This is a genomic window from Campylobacter showae, from assembly GCF_900573985.1.
GTDB classification, from domain to species: domain Bacteria; phylum Campylobacterota; class Campylobacteria; order Campylobacterales; family Campylobacteraceae; genus Campylobacter_A; species Campylobacter_A showae_E.
On record NZ_UWOK01000001.1, the window covers coordinates 902233 to 916368 of the forward strand.

Consider the following 14136-nt stretch of genomic DNA (forward strand, 5'->3'; position numbering starts at 1 on the left):
AAATTTAGCGGTATTTTATAAGTTTTTTGATGAATTTTAGGTTATGCCGGGCGTGTGACGGATGCGGACGTAAATAAGTATAAGCGTAAAATAGGTATAATCGCGCAAAAAAAGGAAAATAGTGAAAATTTTGCTCGTTAGAAACGATAACATCGGCGATCTCATCTGCACGACGCCAGCGATTGAAGCGCTGCGAAAGGCTCATCCGCGCGCGCAGATCGACATCGTGGTAAATAGCCTAAACGCATGCGTCGTTCGCGGCAATCCATTTTTAAGCAAAATATATATCTACACTAAACCAAAGCACGTAAAAGGAGCGGCGGCAAAGGTGCGAGCGTTTTGGGGGAAATGTAAAATTTTGCTTCAAATTCGCCGCGAAAAATACGATGCGACGGTGATTTTTAGAAGCGCCTATTCGCCTTCTGCCGCCATATTTGCCAGAGCCGCCGCAGCTAAAACGACGATAGGAGCGGCAAAGCAAAACGAGGGCGGGTCGTTGATAACGCATAAACTAAGCTTTAATCCGCCTCCTCACGAGGTGCTGCTTTGCTATGAGCTAGCCGCACCGCTGGGAGCGAAATTTGACGGGGAAAAGACGCTTTACGTACCGAGCTTTAAAAGCGAGAAATTTAAGGATTTCGTATTTTTTCACGTCTCCTCAAGAGTAGAGCAAAACCGTATGGACGAGGCTAAAATTTTACGGATTTTGGGATTTTTAAAGCAAAATTTCGGACGCGTAGCCATTAGTGCCGAGGATGCGAAACTAGGCGAAAAAGTAGCGCGAGAAGCGGGCGTGGAGTTTGCCTCGACTGCGAGCCTAGATGAACTTGCAGGCTACATTTGGGCGGCTAAATTTGTCCTCACGCTTGACGGCGGCGTAGCGCATTTGGCTCCCGCGCTTGGCGTAAAAACGGTGCTGGTGCTTGGTAAAACGGACGCCTCTCGCTGGGCTCCGATTTACGGCGGAGCGGAGTGCGCTGTGCTGCAAAGCGCTAGTAAAAATGCGCAGGACGCGGCGGACGAGGAAATCTACGAGGCGGTCAAAAATATATGAAAAAGACGGACAAAATCAACATCCTAGAGCTTGAAAGCTCGCTAGGATTCGGCGGTCAGGAGCACCGCACGCAGCGCGTCATAAACGGACTAAATAAGGATAAATTTAAGGTATTTTACGCGCTAAATCCCGGCTCAAAAAGCTTTGAAAAGCCCATTGATTGCGAATTTGTGGAATTTAATCTGAGCAAGGTTTATAATATTTTTGAAATTTTTAAAATTTGCCGTTTCGTGCGCGAAAAAGGTATCTCGATCATCGCCACGCACTCTGGCAAGGACGGCAACATCGGCGCGATCGTCGCAAAGCTAACGGGCGCTAAAGTAGTGCGCACCAGACACCTGCAAACGCCGATCAGATCGGCATTTAGCTACAACGTAAACGATAAAATCGTAGCCGTCTCAAATGCCGTAAAAGCCCAGCTCATCTCACAGGGCGTGCGGGGAAATTTGATAGACGTTATCTATACTGGCGTGGATACGGCAAGGTTTAATCCAAATTTTGCCAAAGATATCAAAGCAGAGCTAAATTTGAGCCCAAACTGCGTCGTAGTCGGTATCGTGGCGGTTTTGCGCGCGGCGAAAAATCACCAGCTCTTGTTTGAAGCTTTTAGCGAGCTAGATCTACCAAATACCGCTCTAGTCGTGGTCGGCGACGGTCCGCAGGAGGAAAATCTAAAAAAAATAAAAACGCCAAACATCTATATGCTAGGCTCGCGCACCGACGTGAGCGAGTTTTTGGGCAGTTTTGACGTTTTCGTGCTACCTTCAAAGATGGAGGCGCTAGGCACGGCGCTACTGGAGGCGCAGTCGTGCGGGGTGCCTTGCATCGGTAGCGACGCGGGCGGTATCGGTGAGGCGATAAGCAGCGGCAAAACGGGGCTTTTGTTTAAAAACGGCGACAAAGAATCGCTCAAAGTGGCTATAAAAACGCTGATAGAAGACGCTGCGCTTCGGGCGAAATTTAGCGCGAACGCGAGGGAATTTATCGTGCGAAACTTCTCGATAGAGACGATGGTCGCGCAGACGGAAGCGATGTATGAAGCTCTTTGAGAGCGCGGCGCGGCTTATTTTGCACTTTAAAAGCGTGCGCAAAACGCAGCTGGTTACGCAGTCCGTCCAAACGGTCTGTTTTTTTAGTAACACCGCGCTTGGCGATACGATTTTTAACACGCCCGTTTTTCGCGTTTTTCGGCAAAATTTCCCGCACGTACGCACTGTCGCGCTACTAAATCCATCTACCGCGCCGCTTTTTAAAACCGATCCGAATATCGATGAAATTTTGCTTTACGACGGCAAAAAAGGCGGTTTTTTACGCGCTTTATCGCAGCTAAAAAAGATAAAACCGGACATCATCTTTATCCTGCACTCAAACGAGCCGCAGGCCACTCCGTTAGCCGTTTTAAGCGGGGCCAAATACGTCTTTAAGCTGCCAAATGCCGGCAATAAATTTAGTCCCTTTCACTCAAACGCGCCCGAGCCATACGGAGATGAGCGATACGTCGTACTAAACCGCCTCGAACAGCTTAAATTCGTAGGTATCGAAAGTCGCGACACGAGGCTAAATTTGTATCTGCGCGATGAGGATTTCGCCCGCGTCGATGAAATGCTAAAAAAAGACGGCAAACGCAAATTTATCGGCTTTCAGATGGGGGCTAGCACGGTTTCCAGGCAGTGGTTTTGGCAGCGTTGGCGGGAGCTGGCGGGAATTATTTTGGAGCGCACGGACGCCGTCATCGTGCTAACGGGCAGCCCCGTCGAGCGAGCGATGACCGCGCAGTTAGACGAGGAGTTAAGAAGCGCGCACGTGATAGATGCGGCGGGTAAATTTAGTCTGCGAGAGGCTGCCGCGCTGATAGCTAGGCTTGACGTGCTTGTCACGCCCGATACCGGCCCGCTGCACGTCGCAGCCGCGCTAAAAACGCCTACGATCGGGCTTTTTGCCGTCGCTTCGCCCGTAAACTCAAACCCTGATTTTGACGAAAATATCCATAAATTTATCAAAAAGCCGCGCACCTGTTCGCCTTGCGTCGGCAAAAACTGCAAATTTCAGGAGTGCATGCTGCAAATCGAGGCGCGCGAGGTCTGGGAGATACTAAAGGAAATGATTTGAAAAAGATTTTGTTCGTCGATACGGGGCGAGAATACGGCGGCGGGACGAAGAGCTTTTTGTATCTTTTGCGGGGGCTTGCCGCTCAGCAAAAGTACGAGCTATGCGCGTTTTTTGAGACTGATTACGAGGCGGGCGGACGCAAAATCTCGCAAATCATCGAAGAGGTCGGGGCGGAATTTATAAAATTTGAGCCAAAAAAGCAACCCTCAAAGCCAAAAAAAGAGCTTTTGCGCGCGCTTGGTAGGCAAATGCTGGCAAAATACCTATACAAAAAAGACTACGACTACGCGCTTTGCTTGCTACGGCAGGTGCGGCCCGATATCCTTCATCTAAATAATCACTTTTCAACCAATCTCGCCTATATCGCCGCCGCAAACGCCCTAAATATCGCGGTAGTCCAACACCTGCGTAAAAACTCGGCCGTCGAGCCCTTTAAGCTTGAGATTTTAAAGCAGCTAAAATTTACGCCCGTTTGTGTTTCAAACGCTACTTACGATTTTTACGCCGCGCAGATAAATATGCCTAAAAACGTGGTTTATAATCCCGTAGAGGCGCCAGTTTTAAAGCGGGAAAAATCTGAGGCGAGCGAAAATTTGAGCCGTTCTCGGTCAAATTTAAAAAATAGCGGCGACGATAAAAACGGCACCCTAAAAGCCAAATTTGACGCCGAAAAAATAAATATCGTAATGCCTGCAAATTTCTTGACGCTTAAAGGTCACGAGCTCGTTTTTGACGCGCTTGTGGGGCTAAAAAGAAGCGATGTAAAGGTCTATTTTGCAGGCGGAGGCGAGCTAAAAGCGGACGCGAAAGCCAAATTTGACGCGCTGATAAGATCAGGTAAGGCCGAGTATTTAGGCTTTGTTTCCAAGATGGACGAGATTTATGCCGCGTGCGACTACGTGCTTGGATTTTCCAGCGATGAGGGACTGCCCAGAGTCGTCATCGAGGCGCTTGGTTGCGGGCTTGGTGCGGTGTACTCTGATATCGCCGTCATAAGGGAGATTTATGAAATCTCCTCTAAAAAGCAAGATTTTTTTATAGTTCAAAGAAGCTCGGACGCGCTTTTAGCCTGCTTTGAGAGCCTGCGCAAACCCAGCTCAAAAAGCCCCGACGATGCCGTTATAAAGGCATTTAGCATAGAAAATTATCTTCGCGGGATAGATAGGATATATAGCGAACTTTGACGAAGGCCTCGATGTCTGCGAGGTTTTGGTCGCTAAGCTCGAAAAACGCGCTCGCGTCGATATCGCGCATGGTTTTAAACACGGAGCTAACGGGCGGCAGACGCGAGCTGATCACGAGTGAGTCGGCGACGCCTCTTTGCTCGCTGGCAAAACAAGGCCCCATCAGGCAGATCGTGGGCGTGCGCACGCTATCTGCGACGTAGTAGTTGCCCGTATCTGAGCTCGCGTAAAGCTGCATCTGCGAGAGATAAAACGGCAACTCCTCAAGCTTGATTTTACCTATCAAAGAGATGATTTTTAGCTCGTTTTCGCCGAATTTTTTTACGTAAGTATCGCAAATTTGCGAGCTCAAATTTGACCCACTGCTAATGCCCTTTTCGCTGCAGATTTGAGCCTTTGATTGCTCGCCGCTTACATTTTCAAGATCGCCGTAAATTTCGCTCGCGTTGTTGCTAGTCAAATCCGCGCAAATTTGTCGGTCGCTAGGATTTTCTGTCTGCTTTTCGTCCGTATTTTCCGCGAGCAGGTTTTGTAGCAGCGCTGCCTCCTCGCCTACGCCAAAAATATAAACCTCGCAGTCAAATTTAGCGAAAATTTCAAAGATTTTCTCCCAAGTTTTCTTTGGCGGCGTTTTCATTTTATTGCCCGCGCTTAGGCTCACGCCGATCTTAAATTTACCGCTTTTTACGATATTTTCGCGCGGAACAACGAGCGGTTGTTGCAAGTATTTTTCATATTTTAGCGTGCTCTCGCCGACAGTTTTTAGGTAGGTTAGCAGCGTGAGATCTTGCAGAGTGTGCGGCACTTTTTTCATACCGAGCGCCAGCAGGGCAAAGTCGCTGGAGGCAGCGTAGTGATGCACGGCGACGATGTTTTTAGCTAGAGTGCAGCGCGCCAAAAAGAGATTTAAGCTGTTTGGCATCAGCACGTAGACGCTCTCGTAGCCGCGCGAAAAAAGCTCAAGCGCGAGTCCAATTTTTGAGGTTTTTTTACGCTTTACGTCATTTATCGTAAATATCTTTTCTATTCGGCTGTCGTGTTTTGCGAAGGCTAGGTTTATCTCGTCGATTAGCACGTCAAATTTGCCCAGCTTTTCAAAAATCACGGTTGAGTTTGCGTAGTCGCCGATTTTTGCGGTTTGGATGAGTAAAATTTTGCCTTTTTCGCCTTTAAATTTTAGTTTTTTCATAGCAAAAAGGTACGGGTAAATCAGCAAATAAATGAGAAAATATATCAAAACGTAAGCCTTTATTATTTATAAAATTTAGCCTAAATTTAGCATAAATTTATAAATTTACGGCCGGTTTTTGAGCTAGCGCAAGTAAATTTTAGCCAAAAACCGCTTACTGGATTTTAATGATTTTATCGTTATAATGGGCGTTTAAAATTTAAGGAAAAAAATGACGAAACTGCAAAACCGCCTGCAAAACGCCGCGCTATATCTCGTTTGCGTTTTTATCGCTTGCGAGCATATGCCGCGTATGACGGCGGCGAAAAATGTCTCGCTTTATCTCGCGCTTGTCTGCGCGATCTGGCTTTATTTCACGGATAGGACGCGATTTGCCGCAAGAGTCGGCGCAAATTTTAGCATCTCTCGCGTGCCCGCATTTTGCCTTATCGCATTTACTTTTTACGCGTTTTTGATCTCGGCTTTTCCCTACGCGGCGCAGTTTGATTCTCTGGGCGATGCGGCAGGGGAGTTTGGGCGCGGATTTGCGTTTTTGCTCATCGTCTACGTCGCGGCAAACGGCGAGGCCGCTCAGTCAAAAGCCTTTTTTTACGCGCTGATAGCGGCCTTTGCGGTTATTAGCATCTACTACGCCGCACCGCTTTTTAGCGAGTTTGAGAGGCTAGGCAGCGCGGGCGAATTTGACGCGCGGGTGGTGCGCCGAGCGTACGCGGATTACGTGGATAGATTTTTGCCTTTTGCGCTGGCGGGAGTTTTTATCTTTAGGCGGCTTTGGGCGCGGATTTTGGTAGCTTTGCTTTGTCTGGCGGCCGCCTGGCTTGATATTTTGAGCGGCGTTAGAGGTAGCTGGGGTGCGGTACTGGCTTGTTTTGTTTTATTTGGTTTTTGTTTGTATATCTTAGGCGGCGAAGCGAAACGTAAATTTAAACTCTTTGCCGTTATTTTCGCCGTTTGCGTCGCGGGCGCATCGGCGGCGGTTTTGAGCTCGCCTACTGCGATGTATAAATTTTTGCAGATCGGGATAGTGAGCGAGGCAAATCTCGAAAATGAGAGCATGAGGGAGCGCCTTGCGGGGCTTAGCTTTAGCTCGGGGCGCGATTTGATTTTAAAGGAGCGATTGCCGCTACTTTTTGCGAGTCCGCGTGCGATAACGGGGCTTGGATACGGCAAGGAGCAGTACGACGCCTTTTTGCGTGACGAGGCGGACAAAGGCGCGCATATCTCGATGATGCAGACGAGGCCAAACGGCGAGCGGTACTGGTTTAACGACGAGCCGTTTTTTATCGGGCACTATTACTACTACGGCGCGGTCGGTACGGCGCTGCTACTTGGCGGTTTTATCTCGCTTTTAGCATATTCGTTTAGGCATTTTTTGCGCTCGCGCGAGCTGCTTTTTGCGGCGATTTTTATCTCGCTTGTGTGTTATTTCGGCGTGCGCGGGCTGTTTGAGGCGATAAATTTACGCATACTTTATATGTTTTATATGCTAGGATTTTTCGTCTTGCTAGCTGCGCGGACGGGAGCTAAAGGAGGTGGCGTTGAGTGTTAGCGTTTTGATGTATCATCACGTTTTAAAAAAGGGCGGATTTATCGCCTCTAGCGTAGAGGATTTTGCCTCTCAGATGCGGTTTTTAGCGGAGGCGGGCTACAAAACTCTAAGCGCGGCGGAGTTTACCCTGTACAAAAAAGGCGAACTGGCCGTGCCTAAAAAAAGCGTCCTCATCACCTTTGACGACGGATGGAAGGATAACTACGTCTACGCTTACCCGATCTTGCGCGAGTTTGGGCTACGGGCGACGATATTTTTAGTGACGCAGTGGATCGAGCGCGCGAGTATGCGGCGGGGCGAGTTTATTGAGCTAACTCACTCTGAATACAAAAAAGCAGCGCCCCAGCGCCCGCAGGACGTGTTTTTGAACCTTAACGAGATAGCTGCTATGCGGGACGTTTTTGACTTTCACTCGCATACGCACACGCATTTTGACGAGTATTTCGGTGCGCTCCCGCCTGAGGAAAATTTCGCTCGGTGCCGCGAGTTTATGCGCAAAAATTTGGGCATCGAGGATAGGCTTTTGTGCTGGCCGCGCGGCAAATACGACGAAAATTTGATGCGTCTAGCTAGGCAGGCCGGTTACGAGGCGTTTTTCACGACGCAGCGAGGTATAAACAGACCAGACGGCGACCTATCGGCTATCAAGCGCATCGCCGCTAAAAAGGACGCTGCGTGGCTAAAGCGCACGCTTTTTATCTATCAAAACGACATTTTGGGCGGGATATACTCGAAGATAAAAAAGTAAGATTTGCCTTAAATTTGAGTAAAATTTGGAGTTTTGGCGGATTTGTCTCGGTCTGCATAAATTCGGCTCAAATTTAAAAAGCTCAGGGCGATGAACGCGGAGCTGGAGCGAAGGTAGAATTTAACGGGGCGGAGAGATATGTGTTTGCTTTACTAGTGACATTTAAAGGGTCATTATGAAATTTCACAAATTTAAATTTAAAATCCTAGCCGTAGTACTACTTCTAGCGGCGATACTCTGTGCAGCATTTATTCGCATCGTGCCCGATTACTCCACTTCGCAAGGCTTTGCGATAGTTTCCCTTCCCGACTACAACAAATACAAGCAAGGATACTGCCTCAAAGAGAATAGAATTTTGCCGAGAGAGGAGCTGTATAAAAGAGCGATAGGGCAGTATTTGGATTATGAGCTAAAACTAGATCAAATGATTGACGATTATAGGACTTACAATTACGGTAGTTCTTGGCACAGCACATATGAAATTGCATATTATGAATTAGAAAATATAAATTTATCTAATTGGTTTGAATTATTACAAAAGTATTATAAAGATGGAAAAATGACCGAGGAGATACTTATGAAAGAGTTAAAGGCTAAAAAAACCGATCCGAAAAAATATCTAAAAATATCTTCAGACGGCGCAGGTTTCGGATTTGATAGGCCGATAGTTCGTGTTGATGGCGATGACAAAACAGTTATAGCCTATTTATTATTAGATAAATTTGTTTTAGTTAATAAAAATTACTTACGTTATAATCACAGCGAATACTTATATAATAGAGCAAAAATCGATGTTATTACTAAAAAACATTATGAAGACAGGAGCAAAGTAATACTATTTGATACAAAAAAAGAGGGTAAGGAATTCGATAATTGCGGAAATCTAAATTATCCATTGGAAGAATATTATTTACGCAGTAGAGAAGCAAAAGTCGGTTGAAAGATCGCTTCAAAACAAAATTTTAAAAAGCCTTAGCCGCGCAAATTTTATTTCTAAAATTTTAAAAATTAGCGCCTAAATTTATGCACCGTTTGCATTTGCGTTCGCGCCCGTTTGTCTGATCGTTTTCGTGATTTCGTATATGTTTAATGAAAAGAAGGCTTAGGCGTCAAATTTAAGCGCTCAAATTTATAAAATCAAGAAGGTCAAATTTGACGGCTAGTGTTCAAGCCAAATTTGACTTTATGACAAGCTCGGCCGATAAATTTGATCGTCAAATTTGACCAAAACAGCCAAATTTACCGCTCGAGGCTCAAATTTGCTCGTAAAATTTAGCCAAAACGGCCGAAATTTACAAAGCCTGCTTAGCTTTGGCTTAAATTTTCCCTGATTTTCCTCTCTATCGCCTCCAGCTCCTCGCCCTCAAATCTCATCAGCGTTCGCTCCACGCCGTGCTTTATCATCCCCTCTTTGTCGCACGGCACGAAGTCCCAGTCTTTTTGAAATACCGCGTGCTTGCCCATAGTTTGGTTGCCGTTGCGCTGCGTGTAGCCGTTTGCGTCTAGTTCGTTATCCCACGGCCCCCACTCAAACGCCCCGCTAGGCCCAAACAGCGCGATCACGGGCACGTCGTTAGCCGCAGCTAGGTGCATGATCGCCGTATCCACGCCGATAAACATCGCGGAACGCTTTGATAGAGCGGCGGTTTGCTTTAGGGTGAGCTTGCCGCCTAGATTTACGGGGCTAGAGGAGCACAGCGCCAGCACGTCGTCTAGCTTTTTTAGCTCGGCGTCGTTGTTATCGGCCGTCAGCACTACGCGCACGCCAAGCTCTTCGCAAAAGTCGATTATCGCAGCCATAGTTTCGTCGTCCGCGCACTTAAACATCCAGCGGCTAGTTAGATGCACGTGGATAAATTTAGGCGGCAAATTTAGATGACTGATGCACTCTGGATCAAAATACACGCTCACTCTTTTGCCGCTAGGCTCAAGCCCGAGCGCGGCTAAGGCGTCTAGATTTCTATCCACGGTGTGGCGTAGGCCGCCTATTTTAGGGGCTTTGTGAGTTATTATTTTATTTACGGTCTTGTTTTTGCCCTCAAAGCCCACGATGGTTTTTATCTTGGCGTATTTGGCGACGATGATACCGCGGTCTCCCGTCGTGGTTTGCACGGCGATGTCGTATTTTTGCTTTTTGATGGTGCGGATAAACTTTAGCTCGCGCCAAAGTCGTTTGAAAAAGCCGACCTCTTTTATATTTGCGCGGTCGTAGACGTGGATGTTTTGGATGTTCGGGTTGCCTTCGATCATCGCTTCCGTGCCCTTGTTTAGCGCGAAATCTATCTGCGCGTCAGGGTAGATGCGGCGCAGGTTTTCGATGAGCGGAGTCGTGAGCAACACGTCGCCGATGTTTCTAAATTTCATAACTAGAATTTTGATTTTTTTATCTTTCATTTTACGTACTTCCAAAATGTGTATTGCGCGTAAAGCCTTGCTATCACGTAGCCGCGCCAGCCCTCGCGCCAGCCGCCTTTTAGAAAAAATAGCTTAAAAAACGTCCACGCGGGATTTAAAATGGCTTTAAATTTACTTGATTTTGCGCCCTTTGCGCCCAGGCTCGAGTAGCGATTTTGCTTGGCGATAAACTGCTCGATGCTATCATAGGCATAGTGTTTGAAGTGATTTTTTAGCCTGCCGATTTGATTTTTGGCGGCGGTTAAATTTGTGCCGTTTGCCGAGGTTTGTTCGTCCGTTTTCGCCGCGCTTTTTAAAACGACCTTTTCGTGTATCTCTCGCCCGTCAAATTCCGCCCGCGTCTTGTCAAACAGCCTAACCGTGCAGTCTGGATAAAGCCCCATAGTGCGCACTTCTTTACCGAAAAAGATATTTGCGCGAGCCACCTCGTATGCGCAAAACTCGGGACGCTGTAAAATTTGCAAAATTTCCTCCCTCAGCGGCTCTAAAATCACCTCGTCGCTATCTAGCACGAAAACCCAGCGATTGCGCGCTAGATCCACGCCCAGCTGCTTTTGCGCGCTAAATCCCAGCCATTTTTGCTTGTGAAATTTGACGTTTTTAAACCCCGCGCAAATTTGCTCCGTAGCGTCCTGCGAGCCGCTATCGACGACTACGACTTCATCTGCAAATTCGCAGCTTTTTAGCACCTCGGCGAGGTATTTTTCGCTATTAAGCGTGAGGATAACGACGCTTAGCATTTATAAATTTCCTCGTTAAAATGCTTAAATCGTTTGTGAAACCAAAAGTACTCGCCGGGCTTCTCGCGTACGGCAGCCTCGGTGGCGTCAGCTTGCGCTTGCGTGGCTTTTAGTACGGCTTCGTCTTTATCAAAACCCCTAACGTCAATCGGCGGGAAAAAGCAAATTTCGCTGAGGTTTGGCCCTTTTTCGCGGATAAATGCGGGCACGATGAGAGCGTCCGTTTTTTGCGCGAAAATGCTAACTGCGGGCGTATGTAGGACTTTTCGCCCGAAAAATTTGACCTCTACGCCCTCGTCTTTTGCAGTGTTTTGATCGACTAGGATGCCGACCAATCGGCGCGCCTTAACCGCTTTTAGGATTTGCTTGGCGCCGCCCATTTTGTCGATGAGCTCGATGTCAAAGCGGGTGCGGTTTGCCGCCAAAATGCGCTGCATGACCGCGCTATCAAGCGCGCGTCCGACGATGCTAACGCCGCCAAATTTGGCCGCCATCGCCAGCGAAAAGAGCTCCCACTGCCCGTAGTGCGCGGTTTGTACGATGATCGGACGACCCGATGCGAGCGCGTTTTGAAAGATTTCTAAGTTTTTAAATTCGACTTTTTCTAGGATTTTTTCCTTGCTCGCGTTTTGATTTTTTATAAAATTTACCGCAAATTTGGCGAAGTTTTGGTACGTGTCTTTTATGATTTGCTCTTTTTGCTCGGCCGTGAGCTCGCCCGCGTAGGCAAAATTTAGATTTGCTCTGATGATTTTTGTGTGCTTAGCGTCAAATTTATAAAACAAAAATGCGATGAAATTTAAAAAAGGATCCAGCAAAAACGTGGGCGTAACGGTAAAGATAAATTTAAAAAATCTATAAAGCCAAAGGTAAAATAAATCACGCATCAAGTAGCCTTTTTGCCGCGCTTGCGATAGCCTGCGGCGCGATATCTCGCACGCAAAAGTCGCTTTTGTCTATCTTTTTCGCGTCTATTTTTTTGCCCGCGTCCAGCGTTAAATTTATGGGGCTCGCAAAGGCGTTTCGCTCTGCGGGGCGGTTGCCAAAAAGCGTGATAGAGGGGCGGTTTTGCGCCCATGCGATATGTGTCACGCCGCTATCGTTGCCGATAACAAGGTCGCAGGACGAGATAAAATTTACGAGCTCTTTTAGGCTTAAGCTTAGCGGTTTTGCGTTTGAGTTTTTGATCAAATTTATGGCTTTTTTCTCCTCGTTTTCGCCGTTAAAGCAGACGAAAATTTCATTTTGCGGCTCGTCTAGTAGGGCGATAACGTCTTCAAATTTATCGTAAATTTTACTGGGCTCGCTAGCAAAAGGAGCGATCAAAATTTTCTTTTTCGAGCTTTCAATTTTAATTTGCTGGGCGTTAAAACAAGGCTGTTTGGCTAAAATCTCATCCTCGCTAAAGCTAAAACCCAGAGCAAAAGCCGTAAGGCCCAAATTTCGCAAGATGATGTTTTGGGCGTAGTCGCAGCTAAATTTATGCTTGTAAAACAGCGCCGCAAGCGGTTCTTTGGCGCTAAATTTATCAAATCCGTAACTGTTTTTGCCAAGAAGCTTCGCAACTGCGGCGGATTTAAGAAGCCCTTGCAGGTCAATGACGTAGTCAAATTTTCCTTCTTGCTTAGCAGAGGCGATCAGCTGCAAGCTTTTTTTGTATTCGCCGTTTTTTAGCGGTAGCGATACGACGCGCGAAATTTGCGGGCAAAGAAACAAAATCTCGCTAAATTTAGCGTCGGCAAACCACGTAATTTTAGCCTGCGGCAAGTGCTTTTTGATAAACTGCAACACGGTCGTCGCATGGACGATATCGCCCAGGGCGGAGAGCTTGATAACGGCGATGTTTGGGCTTAAATTTTTACTCATTTACCGCTTTTATAAAGATTTTTAGCTATCATTTTAGGCAAAAATAGCTAAAAAAGGTTTGAAATGGCTAAAAATTATATCTGCGTTTTTGACTGCGAAACGGTGCCGGACACCGCGCTTTTGCGTAAAATTTACGGCTTTGAGGGAAGCGACGCGGAGGTGGCGAGGCAGGCGTTTGCCGCGCAAAAAGCAGCAAGTGGAAGCGAGTTTTTACCCGTGATGTTTCACTGCGTCGTGGCGATTTCAGCTGTGATGGCGGACGAGTACGGTAAATTTTTGCGCGTAAGCACGATGAAGGGCGCAAACGAGCGCGAAATCCTAAATAAATTTATCGGCTTCGTAAACTCGCACAACCCGCGTCTCGTGAGCTTTAACGGGCGCGGCTTTGACCTGCCGATGATTTTAATGCGCGCGATGAGGTACAACGTCTCGTTTCCGAGCTTTTACGAGGTCGAAAACAAGGAGCTTGGCAAAGGCAAATGGGACGGCAACTACCGCGATCGATACAGCGGTAAATTTCACTTTGATCTGCTTGACCACGTGAGCGAGTTTGGCTCCGTGCGCGGGCTAAAGCTGGACACGCTCTGCGCTAGCTTAAATTTGCCCGGTAAATACGACGTGCACGGCGATCAGGTGATGGAGCTGTTTTTTGACGGCAAGATAGATAAGATCAACGAATACTGCGAAAGCGACGTGCTAAACACCTACTGGCTTTTCCTAAAATACGAGCTTTTGCGCGGAAATTTGACGCTGGATGATTACGCCGACGATATCTCGGTGATGAGCGAGTGGCTAGCGGCAAACTGCGCTCAGATGGGCTATACGCCGGTTTTTTGCGAGGCGGTCGATCGCGAACTAGTGCGCCTTGAGACGCAAAACTACGAGGATGAGCCCGAGCTTGACGAAGACGGCGAACAGGCCGGGGCAGAGGAGTACTACACCGAAGAAAATATGCCCGAGATAAATTTGGACGAGCAGTGAGAGGTTAGCGAAATTTGGCAGGCCAAAACGGCTCGAAACGGCACGGGCTTGGTAAATTTGACGCGTATGTTTTTAGGGTGCGGTCAAATTTGGCGCGGTTGAGTGCCGAGTAGGCTCGCATTTGCTCGGCGAATTTTATTTTGTAAGCGGTTTAAAATTTGCAAAAGCGCATGGCGTCAAATTTAACGATAGATGTGCAATGCGGTGCCGTAAAATTTGCCACGATTAAATCAAATTTGACGAAAGACGGCACGAAAACAATCCCGCAAACGTCAAATTTCTAGACAAAACGCCTGGCAAA

Annotated in this window: 14 protein-coding genes; 9 read left to right on the forward strand and 5 right to left on the reverse strand. The window is 47.3% G+C overall.

The window, feature by feature from the left end:
- The first annotated feature begins 121 nt into the window (after nt 1–121).
- The 4 genes from EE116_RS04515 to EE116_RS04530 are packed head-to-tail and all read left to right on the forward strand — an operon-like array spanning nt 122 to nt 4347.
- Entirely contained in the window at nt 122–1054 is a 933-nt protein-coding gene (locus EE116_RS04515) for a glycosyltransferase family 9 protein (protein ID WP_122873412.1), read from the forward strand.
- The gene (locus tag EE116_RS04520; RefSeq protein ID WP_122873413.1) at nt 1051–2103 is read left to right on the forward strand and encodes a glycosyltransferase family 4 protein; all 1053 of its coding nucleotides are present in this window, start codon (nt 1051–1053) and stop codon (nt 2101–2103) included. Before EE116_RS04515 ends, EE116_RS04520 begins: the two co-directional genes overlap by 4 nt.
- Nucleotides 2090–3163, forward strand: coding sequence for a glycosyltransferase family 9 protein (locus EE116_RS04525; RefSeq protein WP_122873414.1), 1074 nt, complete (start codon nt 2090–2092; stop codon nt 3161–3163). Before EE116_RS04520 ends, EE116_RS04525 begins: the two co-directional genes overlap by 14 nt.
- Nucleotides 3160–4347 (forward strand): glycosyltransferase family 4 protein, encoded by a 1188-nt coding sequence (locus EE116_RS04530; protein ID WP_122873415.1) that lies wholly within the window; start codon nt 3160–3162, stop codon nt 4345–4347. The genes EE116_RS04525 and EE116_RS04530 overlap by 4 nt, the downstream gene beginning before the upstream one ends.
- Here the strand turns inward: EE116_RS04530 and EE116_RS04535 are convergent.
- Nucleotides 4295–5584 carry a glycosyltransferase family 9 protein gene (locus EE116_RS04535; RefSeq protein WP_122873416.1) on the reverse strand — a complete coding sequence of 430 codons (1290 nt, stop codon included), beginning with the start codon at nt 5582–5584 and terminating at the stop codon, nt 4295–4297. The two genes, EE116_RS04530 and EE116_RS04535, sit on opposite strands and share 53 nt — an antisense overlap.
- A gap of 163 nt (nt 5585–5747) precedes the next feature.
- On the opposite strand from EE116_RS04535, the gene EE116_RS04540 reads away from it, so the two are divergent.
- The 3 genes from EE116_RS04540 (at nt 5748) to EE116_RS04550 (ending at nt 8773) form a co-directional block, all read left to right on the forward strand.
- Complete coding sequence (locus EE116_RS04540; RefSeq protein ID WP_122873417.1) at nt 5748–7085, forward strand: hypothetical protein; 1338 nt, start codon at nt 5748–5750, stop codon at nt 7083–7085.
- Nucleotides 7075–7833 (forward strand): polysaccharide deacetylase family protein, encoded by a 759-nt coding sequence (locus EE116_RS04545; protein ID WP_122873418.1) that lies wholly within the window; start codon nt 7075–7077, stop codon nt 7831–7833. The genes EE116_RS04540 and EE116_RS04545 overlap by 11 nt, the downstream gene beginning before the upstream one ends.
- A 175-nt stretch (nt 7834–8008) precedes the next feature.
- Entirely contained in the window at nt 8009–8773 is a 765-nt protein-coding gene (locus EE116_RS04550) for a hypothetical protein (RefSeq protein WP_122873419.1), read from the forward strand.
- A 365-nt stretch (nt 8774–9138) separates the two neighbouring features.
- Here the strand turns inward: EE116_RS04550 and rfaQ are convergent, their stop codons facing one another.
- The 4 genes from rfaQ to waaC are packed head-to-tail and all read right to left on the reverse strand — an operon-like array spanning nt 9139 to nt 12854.
- Complete coding sequence (gene rfaQ, locus EE116_RS04555; protein WP_122873420.1) at nt 9139–10227, reverse strand: putative lipopolysaccharide heptosyltransferase III; 1089 nt, start codon at nt 10225–10227, stop codon at nt 9139–9141.
- Nucleotides 10224–10988 (reverse strand): glycosyltransferase family 2 protein, encoded by a 765-nt coding sequence (locus tag EE116_RS04560; RefSeq protein ID WP_122873421.1) that lies wholly within the window; start codon nt 10986–10988, stop codon nt 10224–10226. Before EE116_RS04560 ends, rfaQ begins: the two co-directional genes overlap by 4 nt.
- Nucleotides 10982–11875, reverse strand: coding sequence for a lipid A biosynthesis lauroyl acyltransferase (locus EE116_RS04565; RefSeq protein WP_122873422.1), 894 nt, complete (start codon nt 11873–11875; stop codon nt 10982–10984). The genes EE116_RS04560 and EE116_RS04565 overlap by 7 nt, the downstream gene beginning before the upstream one ends.
- A complete protein-coding gene (gene waaC, locus EE116_RS04570; protein WP_122873423.1) occupies nt 11868–12854 on the reverse strand; it encodes a lipopolysaccharide heptosyltransferase I in 987 nt (328 codons plus the stop codon). Before waaC ends, EE116_RS04565 begins: the two co-directional genes overlap by 8 nt.
- A gap of 63 nt (nt 12855–12917) precedes the next feature.
- Here waaC and EE116_RS04575 point away from each other — a divergent pair, with 63 nt between their 5' ends.
- Both EE116_RS04575 and EE116_RS13030 read left to right on the forward strand, forming a co-directional pair.
- Complete coding sequence (locus EE116_RS04575) at nt 12918–13835, forward strand: 3'-5' exonuclease (RefSeq protein ID WP_122873424.1); 918 nt, start codon at nt 12918–12920, stop codon at nt 13833–13835.
- Nucleotides 13836–13993: 158 nt separating this feature from the next.
- The gene (locus EE116_RS13030) at nt 13994–14119 is read left to right on the forward strand and encodes a hypothetical protein (RefSeq protein WP_277418945.1); all 126 of its coding nucleotides are present in this window, start codon (nt 13994–13996) and stop codon (nt 14117–14119) included.
- The last annotated feature ends 17 nt before the right edge of the window (nt 14120–14136 follow it).